Origin of the sequence: Streptomyces sp. NPDC086989 (assembly GCF_044745505.1) — a bacterium.
In the GTDB taxonomy this organism is placed as follows: domain Bacteria; phylum Actinomycetota; class Actinomycetes; order Streptomycetales; family Streptomycetaceae; genus Streptomyces.
The window spans coordinates 50,178-73,510 of record NZ_JBIVAL010000004.1 but is presented as its reverse complement, the minus strand read 5'-3'; the positions used below and the strand labels follow the sequence as shown (position 1 = coordinate 73,510).

General features: G+C 72.9%; 20 protein-coding genes. 13 read left to right on the top strand and 7 right to left on the bottom strand.

The window, feature by feature from the left end:
- Positions 1-7 precede the first annotated feature (7 nt).
- The gene (locus ACIPK4_RS10060) at positions 8-1,345 is read left to right on the top strand and encodes a hypothetical protein (RefSeq protein WP_402310787.1); all 1,338 of its coding nucleotides are present in this window, start codon (positions 8-10) and stop codon (positions 1,343-1,345) included.
- A gap of 107 nt (positions 1,346-1,452) precedes the next feature.
- The gene (locus tag ACIPK4_RS10055) at positions 1,453-3,207 is read left to right on the top strand and encodes an NAD+ synthase (protein WP_402310784.1); all 1,755 of its coding nucleotides are present in this window, start codon (positions 1,453-1,455) and stop codon (positions 3,205-3,207) included.
- A 76-nt stretch (positions 3,208-3,283) separates the two neighbouring features.
- On the opposite strand, the gene ACIPK4_RS10050 is transcribed toward ACIPK4_RS10055, so the two are convergent.
- Complete coding sequence (locus ACIPK4_RS10050; protein ID WP_402310782.1) at positions 3,284-4,312, bottom strand: endonuclease/exonuclease/phosphatase family protein; 1,029 nt, start codon at positions 4,310-4,312, stop codon at positions 3,284-3,286.
- Positions 4,313-4,672: 360 nt separating this feature from the next.
- Between ACIPK4_RS10050 and panB the strand changes: the two genes are divergently transcribed.
- The 3 genes from panB (at position 4,673) to ACIPK4_RS10035 (ending at position 7,510) form a co-directional block, all read left to right on the top strand.
- Entirely contained in the window at positions 4,673-5,533 is an 861-nt protein-coding gene (gene panB, locus ACIPK4_RS10045; protein WP_385189449.1) for a 3-methyl-2-oxobutanoate hydroxymethyltransferase, read from the top strand.
- Positions 5,534-5,633: 100 nt separating this feature from the next.
- A complete protein-coding gene (locus ACIPK4_RS10040; protein ID WP_376196101.1) occupies positions 5,634-6,668 on the top strand; it encodes an ATP-binding cassette domain-containing protein in 1,035 nt (344 codons plus the stop codon).
- Positions 6,665-7,510: an ABC transporter permease gene (locus ACIPK4_RS10035; RefSeq protein ID WP_402310778.1), complete on the top strand. Its 846-nt coding sequence runs from the start codon at positions 6,665-6,667 to the stop codon at positions 7,508-7,510. The genes ACIPK4_RS10040 and ACIPK4_RS10035 overlap by 4 nt, the downstream gene beginning before the upstream one ends.
- Before the next feature lie 59 nt (positions 7,511-7,569).
- Here ACIPK4_RS10035 and ACIPK4_RS10030 read toward each other — a convergent pair whose 3' ends face one another.
- Positions 7,570-11,106: an AfsR/SARP family transcriptional regulator gene (locus ACIPK4_RS10030; RefSeq protein WP_402310775.1), complete on the bottom strand. Its 3,537-nt coding sequence runs from the start codon at positions 11,104-11,106 to the stop codon at positions 7,570-7,572.
- Positions 11,107-11,179: 73 nt separating this feature from the next.
- Between ACIPK4_RS10030 and ACIPK4_RS10025 the strand changes: the two genes are divergently transcribed.
- Complete coding sequence (locus ACIPK4_RS10025) at positions 11,180-11,980, top strand: site-2 protease family protein (RefSeq protein WP_402310773.1); 801 nt, start codon at positions 11,180-11,182, stop codon at positions 11,978-11,980.
- A 10-nt stretch (positions 11,981-11,990) separates the two neighbouring features.
- Here the strand turns inward: ACIPK4_RS10025 and ACIPK4_RS10020 are convergent, their stop codons facing one another.
- Positions 11,991-12,176, bottom strand: a complete 186-nt coding sequence (locus tag ACIPK4_RS10020; RefSeq protein WP_054221878.1) for a hypothetical protein — start codon at positions 12,174-12,176, stop codon at positions 11,991-11,993.
- A gap of 240 nt (positions 12,177-12,416) precedes the next feature.
- Here ACIPK4_RS10020 and ACIPK4_RS10015 point away from each other — a divergent pair, with 240 nt between their 5' ends.
- Positions 12,417-14,519 (top strand): TerD family protein, encoded by a 2,103-nt coding sequence (locus tag ACIPK4_RS10015; RefSeq protein WP_402310770.1) that lies wholly within the window; start codon positions 12,417-12,419, stop codon positions 14,517-14,519.
- 52 nt (positions 14,520-14,571) lie between these two features.
- Here ACIPK4_RS10015 and npdG read toward each other — a convergent pair whose 3' ends face one another.
- Positions 14,572-15,300, bottom strand: a complete 729-nt coding sequence (npdG, locus tag ACIPK4_RS10010) for an NADPH-dependent F420 reductase (RefSeq protein WP_402310768.1) — start codon at positions 15,298-15,300, stop codon at positions 14,572-14,574.
- A gap of 113 nt (positions 15,301-15,413) precedes the next feature.
- Between npdG and ACIPK4_RS10005 the strand changes: the two genes are divergently transcribed.
- Entirely contained in the window at positions 15,414-16,019 is a 606-nt protein-coding gene (locus ACIPK4_RS10005) for a hypothetical protein (protein ID WP_402310766.1), read from the top strand.
- Between the two features lie 21 nt (positions 16,020-16,040).
- On the opposite strand, the gene ACIPK4_RS10000 is transcribed toward ACIPK4_RS10005, so the two are convergent.
- Entirely contained in the window at positions 16,041-16,280 is a 240-nt protein-coding gene (locus ACIPK4_RS10000) for a hypothetical protein (protein WP_402310763.1), read from the bottom strand.
- Between the two features lie 73 nt (positions 16,281-16,353).
- On the opposite strand from ACIPK4_RS10000, the gene map reads away from it, so the two are divergent.
- Complete coding sequence (map, locus tag ACIPK4_RS09995; protein WP_054221882.1) at positions 16,354-17,211, top strand: type I methionyl aminopeptidase; 858 nt, start codon at positions 16,354-16,356, stop codon at positions 17,209-17,211.
- A gap of 386 nt (positions 17,212-17,597) precedes the next feature.
- Positions 17,598-18,245, top strand: a complete 648-nt coding sequence (locus ACIPK4_RS09990; RefSeq protein WP_402310761.1) for a heme oxygenase (biliverdin-producing) — start codon at positions 17,598-17,600, stop codon at positions 18,243-18,245.
- Between the two features lie 103 nt (positions 18,246-18,348).
- On the opposite strand, the gene ACIPK4_RS09985 is transcribed toward ACIPK4_RS09990, so the two are convergent.
- The gene (locus tag ACIPK4_RS09985; RefSeq protein WP_402310758.1) at positions 18,349-18,681 is read right to left on the bottom strand and encodes a hypothetical protein; all 333 of its coding nucleotides are present in this window, start codon (positions 18,679-18,681) and stop codon (positions 18,349-18,351) included.
- Positions 18,682-18,728: 47 nt separating this feature from the next.
- Complete coding sequence (locus ACIPK4_RS09980; protein WP_054221885.1) at positions 18,729-19,424, bottom strand: PhzF family phenazine biosynthesis protein; 696 nt, start codon at positions 19,422-19,424, stop codon at positions 18,729-18,731.
- A gap of 360 nt (positions 19,425-19,784) precedes the next feature.
- On the opposite strand from ACIPK4_RS09980, the gene efeO reads away from it, so the two are divergent.
- From efeO to efeU, 3 genes are read left to right on the top strand one after another with little or no spacing between them, the layout of a single operon-like run.
- A complete protein-coding gene (efeO, locus tag ACIPK4_RS09975) occupies positions 19,785-20,933 on the top strand; it encodes an iron uptake system protein EfeO (protein WP_402310755.1) in 1,149 nt (382 codons plus the stop codon).
- Positions 20,934-20,955: 22 nt separating this feature from the next.
- On the top strand, positions 20,956-22,284 hold the full coding sequence (gene efeB, locus ACIPK4_RS09970; protein WP_402310752.1) for an iron uptake transporter deferrochelatase/peroxidase subunit: 1,329 nt from the start codon (positions 20,956-20,958) through the stop codon (positions 22,282-22,284).
- Positions 22,285-22,309: 25 nt separating this feature from the next.
- Positions 22,310-23,200 (top strand): iron uptake transporter permease EfeU, encoded by an 891-nt coding sequence (efeU, locus tag ACIPK4_RS09965; protein WP_402310749.1) that lies wholly within the window; start codon positions 22,310-22,312, stop codon positions 23,198-23,200.
- Positions 23,201-23,333: the final 133 nt, after the last annotated feature.

The following is a 23,333-nucleotide window of genomic DNA, read 5'->3' as shown; positions in this document are numbered from 1 at the left end:
GCCAGGTATGAGCACGCCCCCGAACCCGCCCAGCAGCCCGTCCGGCCCGCCGACGGAACCCGAGGGCGCGCCCATACCGGAGCCGGCTTCCGGGCCGGCCCAGCCACTGTCGCTCCACAAGTCCCCGCAGCCCGCGCCCGCGCCGACGCCGGGGTCCGAAGCCCGGCCCGAGCCGGAGCCCGAGCCGGAGCCGACCTCCACGCCCGCACCCGAGGCCGAGCCGGAGCCCGAGCCGACCCCCACGCCTGCACCCGAGCCGGCGGCCACCCCCGGACCCGCCGCGGCCCCCGAGCCGGTCACGGCCCTGGCGCCCGGCCCCGGACCGGCCCCGGCCGACCCGCCGCAGCCCGCACCGGCCGCCGTCGGCCCGTCGCAGCCCGCGCCCGGCCCGGCGCCCGCGCCCGCCCCGGCCCCGGGGCCCGTCGACGCCTTCGCGCCGCCCGCGCCCGGGTCCGTTCCCGCCGGGTCCTTCGCGCCGCCGACCGCACCCGTGCCCGCGGCCCCCTCCTTCGGCGCGCCCGTTCCGCCCCCGAACCCGTGGGGCGCCCACGCCGCGCCCGGTCACCCGTGGGGCGTCGCGCCCGCCAAGCCCACCAACGGCCTGGCCGTCGCCGCCCTGGTCCTCGGCATCGCGGGCATCGTCATTGGCATCCTGCCGATCCTCTTCTGGGCCGGCGGCCTCATGGCGCTCGTCGCCATCGGCCTGGGCATCGGCGGCATCGTCCGCGCCGGGAACGGAGCCCCGCGCAAGACGATGGCGATCGTCGGCGCGGTCCTCGGCCTCCTGGGCCTCGGCGCCTCCGCCGGCGGCCTCGTCCTGACCGCCACCGTCATGGACAAGGTGGCCGAGCACCGCCGCGACGAGGGCCGGGACCTGCCGGCCGACCTCGGCCCGACCAGGCCGCCGTTCGCCAGGCCCACGCCCTCCCCCTCCCCCTCGCCCTCGCAGGTCCCCGGCATGACGACGCCGCTGCCGTTCGGCGAGACGTTCACGTACCCGAACGGCATCAAGGTGACCCTCTCGACGCCGAAGAAGTACGTCACGAAGAACAAGTACTCCGACGTGGGCAACGCCGTGGAGATGACGCTCACCATCACCAACGGCTCGTCCGCCGCGCACAACGTCATCTACGCGATGCCCAACGTCCGTGACGAGAAGGGCATGACCGCCAAGCTCGTCTTCGACGGCGAGGTCCCGAAGATGATCAGGGGCGACATCCTGCCGGGCGAGTCCGCGAGCGGAGTCGTGGCCTTCGAGGTCCCCGAGGGCACCGAGCGCATCAGCGCCGACATCTCGCCCGGAGTCCTGATGCCCAACGCAAAGTTCAGCGGCTCCATCGGCTGATCCGGCCACGATCGGAGCCCGGCGGGAGCCGGCCGGAGCACCGCGGGAGCACACCGGAAGCACGGGATCCAGGACATCGCGTCAGAAAGACGATTAGACTGGGTCCCGTGCCTCAACTTCGCCTCGCTCTGAATCAGATCGACTCGCAGGTCGGCAACATCGCCGCCAACGCCGACTCGGTCGTCCACTGGACCCGGCACTCCGCCGAGCAGGGCGCCCACCTGGTGGCGTTCCCGGAGATGGTGCTGACCGGGTACCCCGTCGAGGACCTCGCCCTGCGCGGCTCGTTCGTCGAGGCCTCCCGCTCCGCGCTGCGCGAGCTCGCGCAGCGGCTGGCGGCCGAGGGCCTCGGCGAACTGCCGGTCGTCGTGGGCTACCTCGACCGTACGGAGAAGGCCGCCCCGCGCCTCGGCCGCCCGGCCGGCTCCCCGGAGAACGCGGCCGCCGTCCTCCACGGCGGGCAGGTCGTCCTCCGGTTCGCCAAGCACCACCTGCCCAACTACGGCGTGTTCGACGAGTTCCGGTACTTCGTGCCGGGCGGCACCCAGCCGGTCATCCGGGTGCGCGGTGTCGACGTGGCGCTGGCGATCTGCGAGGACCTCTGGCAGGAGGGCGGCCGCGTCCCGGCCACCCGATCCGCCGGGGCCGGCCTGCTGATCTCCGTCAACGCCTCCCCGTACGAGCGCAACAAGGACGACCTGCGCCTCGAACTGGTCCGCAAACGCGCCCAGGAGGCCGGCTGCACCCTCGCCTACCTGGCGATGATCGGCGGCCAGGACGAGCTGGTCTTCGACGGCGACTCCATCGTCGTCGACGCCTCCGGCGAAGTCGTCGTGCGCGCCCCCCAGTTCTCCGAGGGCTGCGTCCTGGTGGACCTCGACCTGCCGGCCGCACGCCCCGACGCCCCGGAGGGCGTTGTCGACGACGGGCTGCGGATCGACCGCGTGATCCTCTCCGAGGAGCCGGTGGAACCGTACGAGCCGGTGGTCACCGGCGGGTACGCCGACCGCCTGGACGACGACGAGGAGGTCTACGACGCGCTGGTCGTGGGCCTGCGCGCGTACGTCAGGAAGAACGGGTTCCGCTCCGTCCTGATCGGGCTGTCCGGCGGTATCGACTCCGCGCTCGTCGCCGCCATCGCCTGCGACGCGATCGGCGCGCAGAACGTGTACGGCATCTCCATGCCCTCCAAGTACTCCTCGGACCACTCGAAGGGCGATGCGGCCGACCTGGCCGAGCGGACCGGCCTGAACTTCCGGACCGTGTCGATCGAGCCGATGTTCGACGCGTACATGGGCTCCCTCGGCCTGACCGGCCTGGCGGAGGAGAACCTCCAGTCCCGGCTGCGCGGCACGATGCTGATGGCCGTGTCCAACCAGGAGGGCCACATCGTGCTGGCCCCGGGCAACAAGTCGGAGCTGGCCGTCGGCTACTCCACCCTGTACGGCGACTCGGTGGGCGCGTACGGCCCGATCAAGGACGTCTACAAGTCGGACGTGTTCCGGCTCGCGCAGTACCGCAACCGGGCCGCGGCCGAGCGCGGCGAGACCCCGCCCATCCCGGAGAACTCCATCGTCAAGCCGCCGAGCGCCGAGCTGCGCCCGGACCAGGTGGACACGGACTCGCTGCCGGACTACCCGGTGCTCGACGCGATCCTGGCACTGTACGTGGACCGCGACCAGGGCCTGGACGAGATCGTCGCGGCCGGTTTCGACGCGGAGCTCGTCGCGAAGATCCTGCGGATGGTCGACACGGCGGAGTACAAGCGCCGCCAGTACCCGCCGGGCACGAAGATCTCCGCGAAGGGCTTCGGCAAGGACCGCCGCCTGCCCATCACGAACGGCTGGCGCGAACAGGCCTAGCCGCCGGGCCCGGCCCGGACGGGGAAGGGCCGCGCCGCTCCGGCGGCCCGGCCCTTCCGTCCGTCCCGGGGCGGGCCTACGCGCGTACGGTCAGGCGGGCCGCGACCGGGAGGTGGTCGCTGCCCGTGCGCGGGAGGGTCCAGGAGGCCTCCGGCGTGATCCCGCGGACCATGATCTGGTCGATCCGGGCCATCGGGAACTGGGCCGGCCAGCTGAATCCGAAGCCGTCGCCCGCCGCGCCCTGCGTGGAGCGCATCTGCGAGGTGACCTCGGACAGCGAGCGGTCGTTCATGGTGCCGTTGAGGTCGCCGAGCAGGATGACCTTCTTCAGCGGTTCGGCGGCGAGCGCGGCGCCCAGGGCCCCGGCGCTGTTGTCGCGCTGGTTGGCGGTGAAGCCCGCGTTCAGCTTGACCCGTACGGAGGGCAGGTGGGCCGCGAAGACCGCGATGGGGCCGTGCGGGCTGTCCACGGTGGTGCGCATGGCGCGGGTCCAGCCCATCTTGATGTCGACGGGCGAGCTGGAGCTCAGCGGGTACTTGCTCCACACGCCGACCGTGCCCTCGACGGCGTGGTACTTGTACGTGCCGGACAGGGCCCGCTCGTAGACGGGGACGACACCGCCCTTGAGCTCGGTCAGGGCCAGGACGTCGGCCCCGGACTTCGCGACCTGGGCGGCGGTGCCGCGCGGGTCGGGGTTGTCCGCGTCGACGTTGTGGGTGGCGACCACCAGGTTGCCGCCGGAGCCGGACTTGCCGAGGACGAGGCCGCCGAACAGGTTCACCCAGACGACGGCCGTCAGCAGTATCGCGATCAGCGCGGTCGCCGACTTGCGGACGACGGCCGCGGCGAGCAGGAGCGGCACGGCCAGGCCCAGCCAGGGCAGGAAGGTCTCGGTGAGGCTGCCGAGGTTGCCGACGTCGTTCGGCAGCTCGGCGTGGAAGATCATGATCAGCGAGACCAGGGCGGCCAGGGCCGCCGTCACGATCCCGCGCCGCCAGACGCCCCGGTCATGGCGCAGCCCGGCCAGTCGGCGCCGGAGGCGGGATCCGGAGGGCTCGGGCTCCGAGCCGCCGTTCCCCGTCTCCGTCATGTACGCCTGTGCCATGCCACTGCCCTCGCTGCCGTGCTTGCGCTCCGTCCCCGCATGTTGACCCTAGGCGATCGACGAAGCCTTCCGTGCCGTCATCCGGCCGTACGTCCGCAAGGACGAACGGCCGTGTGGCCGAGGTTCCGCTTGTCACGAAACGCGCACATTCGCTCTCGCGCGCGCTGAACGCCCCGGGAAGGGACCATGAGGGGGCCATGAGTGGGCCATGAGGGGACCATGAGCGGGCCTCGCGAGGGCCGGGAGTGTGACGCACCGGTCCCCGCACCACTTTCGCCACGGCCCGGGCAGGTGCCACCATGGTGGGTGAGTCCGGGGACGCCGTGAGGGCGCCTCGAGATGACACAAGGAGCAGTTGCAATGACGCATGCCGTTTCGCCTGCCCGCGAAGCCGCCTCCCCCACCCTGTACGGAGGCTCGGGCACCCGGCGGATCACCGTCCGCGACCTCACCCTCGCCAAGGAGCGCGGCGAGAAGTGGCCCATGCTCACCGCCTACGACGCGATGACCGCGTCCGTCTTCGACGAGGCCGGCATCCCGGTCATCCTCGTGGGTGACTCCATGGGCAACTGTCACCTGGGCTACGAAACCACCGTCCCCGTGACGATGGAGGAGATGACGCTGCTGTCGGCGGCCGTCGTACGGGGCACCGGCCGGGCCCTGGTCGTCGGCGACCTGCCGTTCGGCTCGTACCAGGAAGGCGCCGTGCAGGCGCTGCGCAGCGCCACCCGCCTCGTGAAGGAGGCCGGTGTCGGGGCCGTGAAGCTGGAGGGCGGCGAGCGCTCGCTGCACCAGACCGAGCTGATCGTGCAGTCCGGCATCCCCGTCATGTCCCACCTGGGCCTGACCCCGCAGTCCGTGAACGCCATGGGCTACCGGGTGCAGGGCCGCGGCGACGAGGCCGCGCACCAGCTGCTGCGCGACGCCAAGGCGGCGCAGGACGCGGGCGCCTTCGCCGTGGTGCTGGAGCTGGTCCCCGCCGAGCTGGCCGCCGAGGTCACCCGGTCCCTGCACATTCCGACGGTCGGCATCGGCGCCGGCGCGGAGTGCGACGCGCAGGTGCTGGTGTGGACCGACATGATGGGCCTGACCGGCGGGAAGATGCCGAAGTTCGTGAAGCAGTACGCGAACCTCCGCGCGACCATGACCGACGCGGCGAAGGCCTTCGCGGAGGACGTCGTCGGCGGAGCGTTCCCGCAGGCCGAGCACAGCTTCCACTGATCGGACGGGCACCCGCCCGACAGCCCGCCGACGTGTCGTCGGCGGGCTGTCGGCGCCCTGTCGGTCGCCTGTCGGTGCGTTGTCGGTGGCGGATGGTCCCATGAGGGACATGACGCGAAACGACAAGAATCCCGTGAACGGCTCGCACGCCGTCGAGGTGCGGGGACTGGTCAAGCACTACGGCGAGACCAAAGCCCTGGACGGTGTCGACCTGGACGTGCGCGAGGGCACGGTCCTCGGGGTCCTCGGGCCCAACGGCGCCGGCAAGACGACCCTCGTACGCTGCCTGTCCACCCTGATCGTCCCGGACGCCGGGACCGCGACCGTCGCCGGCTACGACGTGGTCCGCCAGCCGCGGCAGCTGCGCCGCACCATAGGCCTGACCGGCCAGTACGCCTCGGTCGACGAGAAGCTCTCCGGCTGGGAGAACCTCTACATGATCGGCCGGCTGCTGGACCTGTCCCGCAAGGAGGCCCGTTCCCGCGCCGACGAGCTGCTGGAGCGGTTCTCGCTCACCGAGGCCGCGAAGAAGGCCGCGATGAACTACTCCGGCGGCATGCGCCGCCGGCTCGACCTGGCCGCCTCGATGATCGGCCGGCCGGCCGTGCTGTACCTGGACGAGCCGACCACCGGCCTCGACCCCCGTACCCGCAACGAGGTGTGGGACGAGGTGCAGCGGATGGTCGCCGAGGGGGCCACCGTCCTGCTCACCACCCAGTACATGGAGGAGGCCGAGCAGCTCGCGAGCGAGCTGACGGTCATCGACCGGGGCAAGGTCATCGCCAACGGCAAGGTCGACGAGCTGAAGGCCCGCGTCGGCGGCCGGACCCTGAAGATCCGCCCCGCCGACGCCTCCGACCTGCCGGGCATGGCCCGTGCGCTGGCGGAGGCCGGGCTCGACGGCGTCGCCGGTTCGCAGGCCGTCCCGGACGAGGGCGTGCTGCTGGTCCCGATCCTGAGCGACGAGCAACTGACCGCCGTGGTCGGCCTGCTGGCCGCCCGCGGGTACGGGATCGCCGATCTCGGCACCTACCTTCCCAGCCTCGACGAGGTGTTCCTGGCCATCACCGGCCAGCGGCCCACCCTGGCCGAGGAGTCCCTTCCCACCGAGCAGACCGAGGAGGTCGCGGCATGAGCACCGTCACCACCACCAAGCCCGCGACCGCCACGGCGGCCACGGCGTCCGCCCCGGCCGAGGACGGCCGGATCGGGCTGCGCGCCAACCTGCGCCACATCGGCGCCCTGGTGCGGCGCAACGCCCTCCAGATCAAGCAGGACCCGGAGTCGATGTTCGACGTCCTGTTCATGCCGATCATCTTCACGCTGCTGTTCGTGTTCGTCTTCGGCGGCGCGATCTCCGGCAAGGGCCAGCAGGAGGCGTACGTCAACTACGTCGTCCCGGGCCTGATGGCCATGATGGGCATGAACATCGCCATGGGCGTCGGCACCGGCGTCAACGACGACTTCAAGAAGGGTGTGATGGACCGCTTCCGGTCCATGCCGATCGCCCGGTCGTCCGTACTGATCGCCAAGATCGTCGTCGAACTCGGCCGCATGATGGTGGCCATCGCGATCCTGCTCACCGTGGGCTTCCTGCTCGGCCTGTCGATCAAGACCTCGGTGTTCGACCTGTTCCTGTCCATCGGCCTGTCGGCGGTCTTCGGCGCCTCGCTGATGTGGATCTTCATCCTGCTCGGTCTCACCATGAAGACCGCGCAGGCCGTCCAGGGCATGGCGATGCTCGTCCTGATGCCGCTGCAGTTCGGCAGCTCGATCTTCGCACCGCCGTCGACGATGCCCGGCTGGCTGCAGACCTTCACGGACTACAACCCGCTGTCCAACCTGGCCGACGCGGCCCGTGGCCTGATCAACGGCGGGGCGGTCGCCCACCCCGTGACGGTGACCCTGATCTGGTCGGTGGCCATCACGGCGGTCACGATGCCGCTGGCGGTCCGGAAGTTCCGCCAGAAGACCTGATCCGGGACGTCGGTCCGTTCCGGATCGCGTCCCGGACGGGCCCCGCACGGGGGGCCGGGTCAGATGAGGGCGGTGGCCTCCTCCAGGGTGAGGCCGCCGCCTTCGGCGTACGCCGCCTCGTACGCGGCGTCGCCAAGCGCGGCGCGCGTCAGCTCCTCGGCGCGGGCCGCGTCCTCGCGTTCCGTTCTGACCGGGAAGTGCTGGGCCGGCAGGAGCGCCCGGTACGCGCCGAGCAGCCGCGCGGCGGCGTGCGAGTGCCGCCCGCCGCCGAGGCCGGCGTGCGAGCGGGCCGCCGTCAGCAGGTACACGGCGGGCATCTGCGGAGCGACCATGACGGCGAGGGGGTCCAGGGCGAGCCCCGCGGCCTTCCGGAGGTGGTCGAGGGCGTCCGCGTACGCGCCGTCCTCGTTGTCCAGCCAGGCCATCATGCCGAGCAGGAACCCGTCGAAGACGGCGAAGGCGCCGAACGCGAACTCCTCGCGCAGTGTCCGGAGTTGCAGGTGTGCCTCGGGGATGCGCCCGGTGCGGCCGTAGACGCTCGCGAGGAACATCCGGGCGGCCGGCAGCGCTTCGTTGCCGTAGGTGAGGGGGGTGTCCAGGATCTCGGTGAGGATCTCCTCCGCCTCGGCGATCGCGCCGTCCTCGACGAGGGTGCCGGCCATCCGCGCGCGCAGGACCGCGACCTGGGACAGGGCGCCGAGCCGCTCGGCGTGCTCGATCGCGGCCCGGAAGTCCTCGGCGGCCGCCGCGTACTCGCCCCGCTTCTCGCGGGATTCGGCGCGGGCGGACAGGGCCTCGGCGCAGCCCCAGTCGTCGCCCAGCGACTCGAAGAGGGCGTGGCTCTCGTCCGCGTCGCGGGCCGCGTCCCCGGACCAGGCGGCGCGGTTGGCGAGCCAGTTGGCCCGCACCTGGAGGGCGGCGGCCAGTTCCCAGCGGTAGTCCAGCTCCCGGGCGGTGTCCACGGAGGCGTCGAGGACCTGCTGGAGCAGTTCCGACTCCCCGGCGATGATCACCGCGAAGACCCACAGGCCTGCGGGGTTCCGGCAGGTCTGCGGCAGGCCCGGCCGGTAGGCGGAGACGATCCCCTCGATCTGTTCCCGGACCTCCGGATCGGCCCAGTGCGCGTTGGTCTGGTCGCGGGAGGCGAGCTGGATCAGCCGGATGCCGCGCCAGGCCTCGGCGAGCAGTTCCCCGCTGTACGGCGGGGGCGTGTCCACGATCTGTGCGTACACCGGCTCGGCGGGGACGACGGGCGCGCGGAAGGGGTCGGGGCCGAGCGCGGCGGCGGCGGTGGACCAGTGCCGGGACTCGGTGCGCAGGTCGTGCATCGTCCAGTACCAGGCGAGGGAGTGGACGAGGCAGAGCACCTCGTCGGTGTCGCGGGCGGCGATGGCGCGGCGCAGCGCGGTACGCAGGTTCTCGTACTCGGCGGCGAACCGCCGCGTGGCCTCCCGCTGGCTCCGGCCGCGCAGCAGCGGCTCGGTGGTGCGGGCGAGTTCGCGGTAGTACGTGAGGTGGCGGCGCTCGGCGGCGGCGCGGTCCCCGTCGGCCTCGGCGAGGCGCTCGGCGGCGTACTCGGCGACGGTCTCCAGGAGCCGGTAGCGCATGCCGGTGTCGTCGGGGCCGGGGGCCGCCACGACGACGAGGGACTTGTCGACGAGGGAGCCGAGGACGCCGAGGGTGTCGGGGTCGTCGCACACGGCTTCGGCGGCGGGGAGGTCGCAGCCGCCGGCGAAGACGGACAGGCGGCGCAGCACGGTGCGTTCGCGGTCGTCGAGGAGCTCCCAGGACCAGTCGACGACGGCGCGCAGGGTCTGCTGGCGGGGCAGTACGGTACGGGCGCCGCCGGTCAGGAGCCGGAAGCGGTCGTCGAGCCGGTCGGCGATCTGGCGCGGGGTGAGCAGCCGCAGCCGGGCCGCGGCCAGCTCGATGGCGAGCGGCAGCCCGTCGAGGCGGCGGCAGATCTCGGCGGCGGCCCCGGGGTCGTCGTCGGTGCGGAAGCCGGGCCGGGCGGCGGCCCCCCGCTCGCCCAGCAGCCGGAGCGCGACGGGGTCGGGCAGCGGCTCCACCGGGCGCAGGAACTCGCCGGGCACGGCGAGGGGTTCGCGGCTGGTGGCCAGGATCCGCACGCCGGGGCAGCGGGCGAGGAGTTCCTCGGCGAGTTCGGCGGCGGCGCCGATGACGTGCTCGCAGTTGTCGAGGATCAGCAGCATGCGGCGGCGGGCGCAGTGTTCCGCGAGCCGTTCGAGGGGCTCGTCCCCGGCCCGCTCGGTCAGCGCCCGCAGTTCCTCGGCGGCGCCGCCGCGCAGCTTGGTCTCGCGCGCGCCGAGCGCGGTGAGGGCGGCCTCGGCGACGTCCTCGGGATCGTCGACGGGGGCCAGTTCCACGAACCACACGCCGTCGGGCCATGCCTGGGCGGCGTGCTCGGCGGCTTCCTGGGACAGCCGGGTCTTCCCGGCCCCGCCGGGCCCGAGCAGGGTGACGAGCCGGGCCCGCCCGAGGTCCTCGCCGATGACCCGGATGTCGTCCTCGCGCCCGACGAAGCTGGTCAGCCGCACCCGCAGGTTCCCCGGCCCGGAGAACGGGCTCCGGCCCCCGTCCCCCGAACCGGCCGGACCGGAAACCGGGACGAAGGGCGAACCGGAGACGGGACCGGGGATCGGCACGAGGTGTGAGCCGGAGACAGGACCGGGGGGCGGGACGAAGTGTGCGCCCAGCGCCGGACCGGAATGCGAGCCGGAGGCCGGACCGGAATGCGAGCCGGAGACCGGGCCGGGGTACGGGCCCCCGGCCGGGGCGGAATGCGGGCCGGCGGCCGGGGCGGAGTACACACCGGAAGCGGGGCCGGAGTGCGGGTCCGGAGCCGGGGCGGGGGCCGGGGCGGGGGCCGGGGCGAGGAGTTGGGTGTGGAGGGCGCGCAGGGCCGGCCCCGGGTCGGTGCCCAGGCGGGTGGCGAGGTGCCGCCGGACGGTGTCGTAGGCGGCCAGTGCCTCCGCCGCCCGGCCCGTGTCCCGCAGCGCCCGGATCCGCAGGACCTGCAGCGGCTCGTCCAGCGGGCGCTCCCCGCACAGGGCGGTGAGCTCCGGCAGGGCCCGCTCGGCCTGGCCCAGGGCCAGGGCCGCCGCGAGCCGGCCCCGGCGCGCGTCCATGCGTACGGCCTCCCAGCGGGCGGACTCGGCCGCCGATTCGGGCAGGTCCGCCAGTGCCGGTCCGCGCCACAGCGCCAGGGCCTCGTCGTAGCGGGCGGCCGCCTCGGCGGGGTCCTGCGCCGCGGCTGCGGACCGGACGAGCCGCTCGAAGCGGTACAGGTCGACGTCCTCGCTCGCGGCGACGAGGAGGTAGCCGCCCTCCACCGAGCGCACCGCCCCGTGTCCCAGCGCCCTGCGGAGCCTGCCCACCAGGGCCTGGAGGGCGGCGGGGGCGTCCGCCGGGCGGTCGCCGTCCCACACCTGCTCCACGAGGAGGTGCACCGGCACCGCCCGTCCCGGGCGCAGCGCGAGCGCGGTCAGCAGCGCCCGCAGGCGTGTTCCGCCGACGGCGACGGGGGTTCCGTCGTCGCCGCTTGCCTGGGCCGTACCGAGAATCGCGTAACGCACCGGCCCATTGTCCCCGGCCCCGCCCCCGGACCCGTACTCCTTTTGGCTCCGTGCCCGGGGTAGGTTTCGCCGCATGGGTCATCAGGGCAGCCGCGGCGAGCGGCGGATCAGTTCCGTATTCCTCGGCATCGTCGCCGTCATGGCGGTCACGGGGTGGGCGGTGTGGACGGGGTACTCGACGAGCACCGGGCTCGCGGTGTTCCTGTTCGTGACCTCGGCCTGGGTCGTGTCCCTGTGCCTGCACGAGTACGCGCACGCGCGCACGGCCCTGCACAGCGGGGACCTCACGGTCGGCACCAAGGGCTACCTGACGCTGAACCCGCTGAAGTACACGCACGCGCTGCTCAGCATCGTCCTGCCGGTGATCTTCGTGATCATGGGCGGGCTGGGTCTGCCCGGCGGCGCCGTGTACATCGAGCGCGACCGCATCCAGGGCCGCTGGAAGCACAGCCTCATCTCGGCGGCGGGCCCGCTGACCAACGTGGCGTTCGCGGTCGTGTGCACGGCGCCGTTCTGGCTGAACGCCCTCGACGGGGTCCCAATGCCGTTCCGCTTCGCGCTCGCGTTCCTGGCGCTGCTCCAGGTGTCGGCGGCGATCTTGAACTTCCTGCCGGTCCCGGGGCTGGACGGCTACGGGATCATCGAGCCGTGGCTGTCGTACCGGATCCGCCGCGAGGTGGCGCCGCTGGCGCCGTTCGGGCTGATCGCGGTGTTCGCGCTGCTGTGGATCCCGGAGGTCAACACGTACTTCTTCGACGTGGTGCGCAATCTGCTGTCCGCGCTGGGCGTGTCCGACCTGGAGACGTTCTGCGGCCGCGACCTCTACCGCTTCTGGCAGGACGCGAACGGCTTCTGCGCCGTCCCGCAGCCGTGAGCGGGCGCTGCTAGCCGGCGGAGCGGGAGGCCTTCTCCGCCTTGGCCTTGCGCAGGTAGAACCAGGCCATGTTGGACGTGAGCCCGGCGAGGAGCACCCACACGATCCCCAGGAAGCTGCCCTCCACGAAGGCGACCACGGCCGCGGCCACGGACAGGACGCAGACGACGATGGCGAACACGGCAAGGCGGGGCATGGGGCACAGCTCCTCGGCGACACGGAACGGGGTCGAGCCCCACCAGTGTCCCCCATGCCCCGCAGTGCTCCCGTAAGGCCGCCCCGCGCTTCCGCTTCCGCCCCCGCCGCCGACCCGTTTCCGGCTTTCGCCGATCTCCGGCCCCGCACGCGGCTACGGTTTCGCCGGGAACGGAAGAACGACGGTCCGGCCTGCCCGGTCCGCCTCGGACGACGGGCCGGGCGACTGGGGGGCAGGGACATGCAGGAGATCTCCAAGGGTGCCAACGTCAGCCTGACGGCCCTCAGCGAGGACGCCGGGGCCGTGGTCGTGAGCCTGAGCTGGAGCAGCGCTTCGGGCGCCGGTGACGCCGACGTGTCGGTGCTCCTCGTCGACGAGAACGGCAAGGTCCGCAGCGAGAACGACTTCTACTTCTACAACAACCCGGCGGCCGCCGACGGGAGCGTGCAGCTGCTGGGCAAGACGCCCACCGGGAACGGAGACGAGGACCGCATCAGCGTCGACCTCACCGCCGTGCCCGAGGGGGTGGCCCGCATCGTGGTGGCGGCCAGCCAGTACGGCGGCGCCCGCTTCGGCGACCTGGACGACCTGCGGATGACGGTCGCCGACAGGTCCGGCGAACCGCTGGTCGGGTTCTCCATCCACGACGCGGGCGTGGAGAGCGCGTTCATCTTCGGCGAGCTGTACCGGCGCGGCGAGGAGTGGAAGTTCCGCGCGGTCGGGCAGGGCTACGAGACGGGGCTGGCCGGCCTGGCCACGGATTTCGGCATCGTCGTCCTCGAGGACGGCGATGAGACCGAGGGAGCCGATGAGGCCGAGGGGGCCAGGGCGCCGGGTGAGGCCGAGGGGACCGCGGAGGCCGGGGCTGCGCAAGCCGCGGGGGCTGCGCAGGGCGCCGGGGCCGCCGGGACCTCGGGGGCCGCGCCCACGGCCGGCGACACCGCCGCAGCGGCCGCGGACGGGCCGGCCTCGGCAGCAGCCGCGCCGGCCGGAGGCACCCCCGGCGTGCCGGCCCAGACCCGGGGACGAGGACCCCGTACGACCAGGAAGAAGGTCACCCTCCCCAAGGTGGCCAGGAACTCGCTGGCCGAGAACGACTCCTGGCGCCCCGCCCGACTGTTCCCCGTACCGACGCTGAAGAGCGACAGGGAGCGGGAGGTGCGCGCCACCTCCGTGCTGCTGTCCGTCATGGCGCAGGTACCGGAGTTCGGCCGCCGCCTCACGGCCGCGTTCGGCGCCCCCGCCGGGCGGATGCAGACGTTCACCGAGGTGTCCCTCCCGCACGGCGACACCCCCCGCCGCCCGGACGGTGTGATCCGCGTCGAACGTGCCGGAAAGCTCTGGACGGCCCTGGTCGAGACGAAGACGAACGGCAACCCGCTCAAGGCGGAGCAGGTGCAGCAGTACATGGACATCGCGGCCCGGCGCGGCTACGAGGCCGTGATCACGCTCTCCAACGACGTCGCCCTGGACGGCGCCGCCATGGTCGACGTCAAGATCGACGGGCGTCGCAAGCACAAGGTGAGCCTGTGGCACCTGTCCTGGGCCGAGGTGGCCCACCAGGCCCAGATGCTGATCCGGCACGAGGGCGTGGGCAACGCCGCGCACGCCTGGCTGCTCCAGGAGCTGCTGGAGTACCTCCAGCACGAGCAGTCGGGCTGCCACGGCTTCCAGAACATGGGCGCCGCCTGGGTGCCCGTGCGCAAGGGCATCGAGGACGAGACCCTCGCCCCGGACGACGCCCGCGCCGTCGAGGTCGTCGAGAGCTGGGAGCGGCTGATCCGCCAGGTCTGCCTGCGCCTGGGCGGGGAGCTCGGCCAGAAGGCGCTCCCGGTGCAGCGCGCCCGGCGCGGCGGCGATCCGCAGGCGCGCCGTACGGCGGCGGCGGAGAGGCTGTGCCGGGACGGGCGGCTGACGGCGGAGCTGCGCATCGACGGGACGAGCAGCGTCCTCGCGGTGACCGCCGACCTGCGGACGGGGAAGGTCCGCACCTCGGTCGACGTCCCCGCGCCGGAGGGCTCGTACCCGCTGACCACGGTGAAGCGGCTGGTACGGCTGCTCGCCGAGGCGCCGGCGGACCTGCACGTGGAGAGCCTCGTCGAGGAGGGGAACGGGCCGCGCGGCACCCTGGAGCGGCTGCGTCCCGAGCCGGGCGACCTGCTGCCCAGGGGCGGCGCGCCCCTCACCGGGTTCCGGCTGTCGCTGATCAAGGGCATGGGCAACACCCGCGGGAACACGGAGTCCGGCTTCATCCGCAGCGTCGACGAGGCCGTGGACCGCTTCTACCAAGGGGTCGTGGCGCATCTGGGGCCCGTCGAGGTGCGCGGCGGGCGGCGGGGCTGACGGCCTCCCGGGGCCGCTGCGCCCGGTGGGCGCCGGGCGCAGCGGCGGGGGCTCAGATGTCCGTGACGCGCAGGCCCGTGTGGGCCTTGTAGCGGCGGTTCGTGGAGATCAGGTTGGCGACCAGGGACTCCACCTGGTGGGCGTTGCGCAGGCGGCCCGCGAAGACTCCGCGCATGCCCGGGATGCGGGCGGCCAGCGCCTGGACGATGTCGGTGTCGGCGCGGGATTCGCCGAGGACCATCACGTCGGTGTCGATCTCATCGACCGAGGTGTCCTGGAGCAGGACCGCCGACAGGTGGTGGAAGGCCGCCGTGACGCGGGAGTCGGGGAGCAGGGCCGCGGCCTGCTGGGCGGCGCTGCCCTCTTCGACGGGGAGGGCGTACGCGCCCTGCTTGTCGAAGCCGAGCGGGTTGACGCAGTCCACCACGAGCTTGCCCGCGAGGTCCTCGCGGAGGGCTTCGAGGGTCTTGGCGTGGCCCTCCCACGGCACCGCGATGATCACGATGTCGCTGCGGCGCGCGCACTCGGCGTTGTCCGCGCCCTCCACACCGAGGCCCAGCTCGTCGGCGGCGCTCTGCGCGCGGTCGGCGGCGCGCGAGCCGATGATCACCTTCTGGCCGGCCCGGGCGAGCCGGTAGGCCAGGCCCCGGCCCTGGTCACCGGTGCCGCCGAGGACGCCGACGACGAGGCCCGACACGTCCGGCAGGTCCCACGGGTCCTTGGCGGGGGCCTTGGCCGGTGCGGCGGCGGGCGGGTTCTGAGTGCTGTCTGAGGAGGTCATGGGGGCGAGGGTAATGCCGTGATCCGCAGGTTCGAACGGACACGGGGCCCCACTCTCGGGCGAAGGGGGGCGAAGTGGCCCCGTATGCCCGTTCCGTGCGGCAGGATGCCGCCATGGACGCCGTGAGGGTCGCGCTGCTGCGCGAGGTGCTCGCCGGTACGCAGTGGCCCGCCGACGCGCGCCGCTTCGCCGGGTCGCTGCGCCGCTCCGTGGCTGCGGCCGGCGGGAGCCTGCTGCTGGTGGGCACCGAGCAGTACGAGCCCTGGCACCTGGCTGCGCACCTGGTGGACGAGGCCGCCTGGTCGGGGCTGCCGGAGCTGGCGCCGACGCTGGTGCGCCACCGCGTGCTGCCGGGGGCGCCGCCGCACCTGTCGGTGGGACTGGGCCGGCTGGAGGGGGCCCGGCGCGGGCACACCCTGCTGGTGGTGGCACCGGATCAGCCCGGGGCGGGGCTGCTGGAGCGGGTGCACGACGCCCGGCTCGCGGGGGCGACCGTACTGTCCCTGGACGGCGGTGACGCGGATCTCGCCGCGCTCGCGCACGACGCCCTGTCCGTCCGGGAGGGCGCCGGCGAACTGGACCTGGACACGGTGCAGCACCTGGTCAGCGCGGCGGCCGGGGAGAACAGCCTGCCGGAGCGGCGCGGGCCGCGGCGGCTGCGGGACCGGCTGGCGCGGCTGGCCGACCAGCTGACCGCCCCGCCGCCGAGCCGCTGGTAGGTCCGCCCCCGGCCGGTGGGACTACGGCGCGGCCGTGCCCTCGTCCTCGTCGGGCGTCCTGTCGTTCCACTTGGGGTCGTTCTGCCATTCGAGGTTGCGCTCCTGCGCCGTCTCCATGGCGTGGTTGGCCTCCTCCGGCGTCGCGTACGGTCCGAACCGGTCCTTCGCCGGGCACTCCGGGCCTTCCTCGACCTTGTGGTGGACCAGGCAGTAGTACCACTCGCCGGGTTTGCCCACCTGGCGCTTCTTGAACAGGGCCATCGTCCTCGGGCTCCTCTCGTTACCGCTCTCTGCCCGCCATGCTGCCCCATCCCCGCTGGATACACTCGCTTGCATGTCTGGCCAGTCGCTGCTCGTACCAGGCGAGCTCTCTCCCGCCCGTTCCGTTCCCGGAAACATCCGCCGGCCCGAGTACGTGGGCAGGCCCGCGCCCACTCCGTACACCGGACCGGAGGTGCAGTCGGCCGCGACCATCGAGGCCATGCGCATCGCCGGCCGGATCGCCGCCCAGGCGATGGAGGAGGCCGCCAAGCTGATCGCGCCGGGGGTGACCACCGACGAGCTGGACCGGGTCGCGCACGAGTACATGTGCGACCACGGCGCCTACCCGTCGACGCTGGGCTACCGGGGCTTCCCGAAGTCCCTGTGCTCCTCGGTCAACGAGGTCATCTGCCACGGCATCCCCGACTCCACCGTCCTGCGCGACGGCGACATCGTGAACCTCGACGTCACCGCGTTCATCGGCGGCGTGCACGGCGACAACAACGCCACGTACCTGTGCGGGGACGTGGACGAGGAGTCGCGGCTGCTGGTGGAGCGCACCCGCGAGGCCCTGAACCGGGCCATCAAGGCCGTCAAGCCGGGCCGCCAGATCAACGTGATCGGCCGGGTCATCGAGTCGTACGCGAAGCGCTTCGGCTACGGCGTGGTCCGGGACTTCACCGGGCACGGCATCAACACGTCCTTCCACTCCGGCCTGATCATCCCGCACTACGACAGCCCGCACGCCACGACGGTCATCGAGCCCGGCATGACCTTCACGATCGAGCCGATGCTGACCCTGGGCACGCACGAGTACGACATGTGGGCGGACGGCTGGACCGTCGTCACGAAGGACCGCAAGCGCACCGCGCAGTTCGAGCACACACTGGTGGTGACCGACACGGGGGCGGAGATCCTCACCCTGCCCTAGGTCGTGTCGTCAAAGTCCCGTCTGGCCGGCGGGGCCTGGTACGCACGCTCGCCGCGTTGTCGTCGGTCACCGACGCTCCGCGTCGATTCCCTCCTCCGCCTTGCGATCGCACGCACCAGGCCCCGCCGGCCCCGCCCTTCGGGCGGCCGACGCTACTTTGACGACACTCCATAGGGGCGACGGGGCGGCCGAGGGACGGGGCGAGCGAGGGGCCGGGCGACCGGAAAACCCCGGCCGGGGATGTTTTACCGACAGCGCGTCGGGAACACATCGACTTAGGTGCACCTAAGTCCGAAGTCAGGGGATCGGGCGTGGCGGCCTCACCGTCACGCCCGACGGACCCGTCCCCCTCGTCCCCCCCCCCGTCCCGCCTCCGGAGGAATGTCTTGGACGCCTTCTCCACGGTCATCCGCGTCGCGTCGCACGAGCAGCACACCGCGGCAGAGACCTCGACGTTCATGAGCGACCTGCTCGGCGGCCGGCTCGGGGTGGACGCGTACGCGCGCTACACCGAGCAGCTGTGGTTCGTGTACCGGGCCCTCGAAGACGGGGCCGAGTCCCTGAGGGACGACCCGGTGGCCGGCCCGTTCATACGGCCCGAGCTGATGCGCGTCACCGAGATCGAACGCGACCTGGCGCACCTGCGCGGGCCGTCCTGGCGCGAGACGCTGATCGCGCTGCCCGCGACCGAGGCCTACGCGGCCCGCGTGGCGCAGTGCGCGGCCACCTGGCCCGGCGGGTACGTCGCCCACCACTACACCCGTTACCTGGGCGACCTCTCGGGCGGCCAGATCATCCGCGACAAGGCGGAGCGGACGTGGGGCTTCACGCGCAAGGGCGACGGCGTGCGCTTCTACGTCTTCGCGGACATCTCCAACCCCGCGGCCTTCAAGCGGACCTACCGCGAGCTGCTGGACGCGATCGCCGCCGACGACCTGGAGAAGCAGCGCATCATCGACGAGTGCAAGCGCGCCTTCGACCTCAACGGCGCGGTCTTCCGCCAGCTGGGCGAGGAGTTCCCGCTCAGCGCCTGAACTCCGGCCCGCCCCGGCGTACGGAGCCCCGCACCCGGTGGTGCCGGGGGCTCCGGTGCCGGGGGGCTCCGGTGCCGGGGGGGCTCCGGTGCCGGGCGCGGCGTCAGTCGCCCTGGACCAGCCAGACGACCAGCCCGATGAGGAACAGCGCGGCCTCGACGCCCTTGGCGTAGAAGAGGGCCAGCGCGGCGCCGATGCTGCCCGCCAGGATGCGGTGCGTACGCTGCTCCCGGGTCCGGGGCCGCAGCCAGGTGACGGCCGCCAGACCCAGCGGCACCAGGTACGGGAGCGAGAGCCACAGCGGGGAGCGCGGCAGGTCGGAGGCCGCGTAGCTCAGGCCGCCGGCCACCAGCGTCCCCGCCGTGAAGAGCGCGGGGACCAGCAGCCACTCCTGTGTTCCGGCGGGACGCGGTGCGGCACTCGAAGTCGTGTTCATACCGCCATTCCAGCGCCGGACGGCGTCCTGGCCCAGGGCGCACCTACTCAATCGCGGCTGAGTACCCGCTCGGTCCCGGTGTGCGCCTGCGGGGGCCTGGCGAAGCGGACGCGGCCGCCGATCTCGACGGTGCCGTCCGGGCCGGGGGCGGTGAGGATCTGCGAGCCGGCTCCCTGGGTGATGTTCAGGGCGCGGTTCAGCTCTGCGGTCAGCAGGATCGCGGCCGAGCCGGTGGCCTCGTCCTCGGCGATGACCCCGTCGGGGCGGCGCGGGAAGCCACGGGCCCGGATCCGGCCCGCGGTCTCGTCCTCCCAGGCCCAGGCGTACAGCCAGCCCTCACCGGGCGGCGGCGCGGGCAGGGCGTCGACCTCGGCGGGGCTCGCGTACTGCTGGGTGCGCTTGCCCTCGACCCACTCGGGGAGGGCCGTGATCCAGGTGAACTCGCCGTCGTCGCGGGCCCATACGGAGCCGGCCGGCGGCTGGAGCTCCTCGATGTCGAGCAGCCAGGCGACGCCGACCAGCGGATGGCCCGCGAAGGGCATCCGCGTGCCGGGGGTGCGGATGTCGACGACCCCGCGCTCGGGGTCGTCGACGAACACCGTCTCGCTGTAGCCGAGTTCAGCGGCCAGGGCCTGCCTCGACGCGTCGTCGGGGCAGGACCGGCCGTCGCGCACGACGCCGAGCAGGTTGCCGAACCGCCCGTCGCCCGCGCAGAAGACGCTGAGCACATCGAGATCGTTCACGCTGGAATTGAAGCACGGGTGGTCCGACGGCCCCTAGACGAGCGCACCGCACCCCGGCGCATGCGCGCCACCGGGGGGGCCGGCGCCGAGTACCGGGGTTCCGCTTGTGGTCCCGGGCGGGACGACGACCGCTGCGCCCCTGGGAGCGGCCGCATCGACTTGACCTCCGCTTGACCTTCCCTTGGGGCAGCCCTGGAGCTGCCGTGACGGGCCCGTGTCCGTCGGTCGTATGTGTGGGCTGAATCACTGGACGCGCGGGCATGGGTCAGGTAAGCCTCGGTTAAGTTAGGTCCGCCTCACCGGCTGCCCTCCTGATCGGGGCGGCCGTCTGCCGAACGCCAGACAGCCAGGAGCCCGCCCATGCGCCCCGCCCGCCTCACCGTCCTCACTGCGGCCGCCGCCGTGGCCGCGATCACCGCCGTCACCGGCTGCGCCGAGAAGGGCGGCGCCGGCGACGGGGCCATCAAGGTCGCCGCCTCCGACAGTGCGTGCGAGGTCTCCAAGACGGAGTTCCCGGCCGGCAAGGTCACCATCGAGGTCGAGAACAAGGGCTCCAAGGTCACCGAGGTCTACGTCCTCTTCCCGGACGACCGCATCGTCGCCGAGCGCGAGAACATCGGCCCCGGCACCAAGGCCTCCATCACCGCCGAGATCAAGGCCGGCGACTACGCCATCACCTGCAAGCCCGGCATGAAGGGCGACGGCATCCGCCAGAAGGTCAAGGCCACGGGCAACGGCGCCGCCGAGAAGCGCAGCCCGGAGCTGGACGCCGCGGTCGCCGAGTACCGCAAGTACGTGCAGGAGCAGGCCGACGAGACCCTCCCCAAGGCCCAGGCCTTCGCGGACGCCGTCAAGGCCGGTGACATCGACGCCGCCAAGAAGGCGTACGCCGTGTCCCGCATCGGCTGGGAGCGCACGGAGCCCGTCGCCGAGTCCTTCGGCGACATCGACCCCAAGGTCGACGTCCGCGAGGACGGCCTGGAGGCCGGTCAGGACCCGGCGAAGGACTGGACCGGCTGGCACCGCCTGGAGAAGGCCCTGTTCGCCGACAACAAGATCGGCGACGACGAGAAGAAGCTCGCCGACCAGCTGATGACCGACCTCACCGACTGGCAGAAGAAGGTCGGCCAGGCCGAGATCACCCCGACCTCGATGGCGAACGGTGCCAAGGAGCTGCTGGACGAGGTCGCCAGCGGCAAGGTGACCGGTGAGGAAGAGCGCTACAGCCACACCGACCTGGTCGACTTCAAGGGCAACGTCGAAGGCGCCCAGAAGGCGTACGAACTGCTCAAGCCGGCCGCCGCGAAGAACGACCCGGCCCTGTCCGCGGAGCTGGACAAGCAGTTCGCCGCGATGAACACGCTGCTCGACAAGTACCGCGCCGACAAGAACAGCTACGACTTCACCTCGTACGAGACCGTCTCCCAGGAGCAGCGCAAGGAACTCGCGGACGCCGTCAGCGCGCTCGGGGAGCCGCTGTCGAAGCTCGCCGCCGCCGTCGCCAAGTAACGCGTATCAGGGGTAACGGACCATGTCTGAGGACACCAGCACCACCGACTCGGCCGCCGAGGCCGCCACGTCCGCCACGTCCGCCGAAACCGTGGCGTCCGCCGGCGGCGATGTCGCCGGCGGGCCGTCCCGCCGCTCCGTGCTCGGCTGGGGCGGTGCCGGGCTCGCGCTCGGCGCCGCCGCGGCCGGCGGCACGGTCGCCGCGCTCTCCGTCGGCGGCGACACCGTGCCGGCCGCGCTCAGCGGCTCCGCGGTGCCCTTCCACGGCACCCACCAGGCCGGGATCGCCTCCGCCGTCCAGGACCGGCTGCACTTCGCGGCGTTCGACGTGAAGACGAAGGACCGCGCGGAGCTCGTCCAGCTCCTCAAGGACTGGACGCGGGCCGCCGAGCGGATGACCGCCGGCCTCCCCGTCGGCGAGGGCGCGGTCGGCGGCCTGCCCGAGGCCCCGCCGGACGACACCGGTGAGGCCCTCGGCCTCAAGCCGTCCCGGCTGACGCTGACCATCGGCTTCGGCCCCTCGCTCTTCGCCAAGGACCGGTTCGGCCTGGAGGACAGGCGCCCCGAGGCCCTGGTCGACCTGGAGCAGTTCCCCGGCGACAACCTGGACCCCGCCAAGAGCGGCGGCGACCTCTGCGTGCAGGCCTGCGCGGACGACCCGCAGGTCGCGGTGCACGCGATCCGCCAGCTCGCCCGCATCGGCTTCGGCAAGGCGGCGGTGCGCTGGTCGCAGCTCGGCTTCGGCAAGACCTCGTCCACCACCCCGGACGAGCAGACCCCGCGCAACATGATGGGCTTCAAGGACGGCACCCGGAACATCGCGGGCACCGACACCGCCGCCCTCGACAAGCACGTGTGGGTCGCGGACGAGGCCAAGGGCGCCTCGGCGTGGATGACCGGCGGCTCGTACCTGGTCGCCCGCCGGATCCGCATGCACATCGAGACCTGGGACCGCACTCCGCTCCAGGAGCAGGAGGACATCTTCGGCCGGGACAAGGCCGAGGGCGCCCCGGTCGGCAAGTCCAAGGAGCGCGACGAGCCGTTCCTCAAGGCGATGAAGCCGCAGGCGCACGTCCGCCTCGCGCACCCCGACAGCAACAACGGCGTGACGATCCTGCGCCGCGGCTACTCGTTCACCGACGGGACCGACGGACTGGGCCGGCTCGACGCGGGCCTGTTCTTCCTCGCCTACCAGCGCGACGTCCGCAAGGGCTTCATCCCGCTCCAGCGCAACCTGTCCAAGAACGACGCGCTGAACGAGTACATCCAGCACGTGGGCTCGGCCGTCTTCGCCGTCCCGCCGGGCGTCCGTGACAAGGACGACTGGTGGGGCCGGGCGCTGTTCGCGTAGTTCCCCGGAACGGAAAGGAACCGACGTGTTCAGCAACTACCTGATCGGCCTGCGTGAGGGGCTGGAGGCCAGCCTGGTCGTCTGCATCCTCATCGCGTACCTGGTGAAGACCGGGCACAAGGACAAGCTGGGACCCCTGTGGCTCGGCGTCGGCCTCGCGGCCGCGCTCAGCCTGGCCTTCGGCGCGGCCCTCGAATTCGGCACCTCGGAGTTGACGTTCCAGGGGCAGGAGGCGATCGGCGGCAGCCTGTCGATCGTCTCGGTCGGCCTGGTGACGTGGATGGTCTTCTGGATGAAGCGCACCGCGCGGCACCTGAAGACCGAGCTGCACGGCAAGCTCGACGCGGCGCTCGCGATGGGCACCGGCGCCCTGGTGACGACGGCGTTCCTGGCCGTCGGCCGGGAGGGCCTGGAGACCTCGCTGTTCGTGTGGCGGTCGGTCCACGCGGCCGGCGACGGCGCGGGGCCGCTGGCGGGCGTGCTGCTCGGCATCGGATCGTCGATCCTGCTGGGCTGGCTGTTCTACCGCGGCGCACTCAAGATCAACCTGTCCAGGTTCTTCACCTGGACCGGCGGGATGCTGGTCGTGGTCGCCGCGGGCGTGCTCGCGTACGGGGTGCACGACCTCCAGGAGGCCGAGTTCCTGCCCGGCCTCATGAACAAGGCCTTCGACGTCACCGCGGCGATCCCGCCGGACAGCTGGTACGGGACCCTGCTGAAGGGGACGTTCAACTTCCAGCCCGACCCGACCTGGCTCCAGGTCGCGGTGTGGCTGGTGTACCTGATCCCGACGCTGCTCCTGTTCCTCGGGGTGTTCGCCCGTACGGCCCCCACGGCTCCGGCGGCGGCCCCCGCGGCCCCGGCGGCGGCTCCGGCGGCGGGCGTTCCCGCGCCGGCGGAGGGCAACGGCCCTTAAGGCACCGGCGGCGGGGGGGGGGGGGGGGGGGGGGGGGGGGGGGGGGGGGGGCCGGGGGCGCGGGGCGGCGACGGCGGCGGGGGGCCGGGGGCGCGCGCGGGGCGGGGGGCGCGCCCGCCGCCGCGGGCCGCGG

Bases quoted from the DNA above. Each gene is read 5' to 3' on its own strand.
- ACIPK4_RS10060 (WP_402310787.1), top strand. From the start codon at position 8: ATGAGCACGCCCCCGAACCCGCCCAGCAGCCCGTCCGGCCCGCCGACG.
- ACIPK4_RS10050 (WP_402310782.1), bottom strand. From the start codon at position 4,312: ATGGCACAGGCGTACATGACGGAGACGGGGAACGGCGGCTCGGAGCCC.
- panB (WP_385189449.1), top strand. From the start codon at position 4,673: ATGACGCATGCCGTTTCGCCTGCCCGCGAAGCCGCCTCCCCCACCCTG.
- ACIPK4_RS10040 (WP_376196101.1), top strand. From the start codon at position 5,634: ATGAGGGACATGACGCGAAACGACAAGAATCCCGTGAACGGCTCGCAC.
- ACIPK4_RS10035 (WP_402310778.1), top strand. From the start codon at position 6,665: ATGAGCACCGTCACCACCACCAAGCCCGCGACCGCCACGGCGGCCACG.
- ACIPK4_RS10025 (WP_402310773.1), top strand. From the start codon at position 11,180: ATGGGTCATCAGGGCAGCCGCGGCGAGCGGCGGATCAGTTCCGTATTC.
- ACIPK4_RS10020 (WP_054221878.1), bottom strand. From the start codon at position 12,176: ATGCCCCGCCTTGCCGTGTTCGCCATCGTCGTCTGCGTCCTGTCCGTG.
- ACIPK4_RS10015 (WP_402310770.1), top strand. From the start codon at position 12,417: ATGCAGGAGATCTCCAAGGGTGCCAACGTCAGCCTGACGGCCCTCAGC.
- npdG (WP_402310768.1), bottom strand. From the start codon at position 15,300: ATGACCTCCTCAGACAGCACTCAGAACCCGCCCGCCGCCGCACCGGCC.
- ACIPK4_RS10005 (WP_402310766.1), top strand. From the start codon at position 15,414: ATGGACGCCGTGAGGGTCGCGCTGCTGCGCGAGGTGCTCGCCGGTACG.
- ACIPK4_RS10000 (WP_402310763.1), bottom strand. From the start codon at position 16,280: ATGGCCCTGTTCAAGAAGCGCCAGGTGGGCAAACCCGGCGAGTGGTAC.
- map (WP_054221882.1), top strand. From the start codon at position 16,354: ATGTCTGGCCAGTCGCTGCTCGTACCAGGCGAGCTCTCTCCCGCCCGT.
- ACIPK4_RS09985 (WP_402310758.1), bottom strand. From the start codon at position 18,681: ATGAACACGACTTCGAGTGCCGCACCGCGTCCCGCCGGAACACAGGAG.
- efeO (WP_402310755.1), top strand. From the start codon at position 19,785: ATGCGCCCCGCCCGCCTCACCGTCCTCACTGCGGCCGCCGCCGTGGCC.
- efeB (WP_402310752.1), top strand. From the start codon at position 20,956: ATGTCTGAGGACACCAGCACCACCGACTCGGCCGCCGAGGCCGCCACG.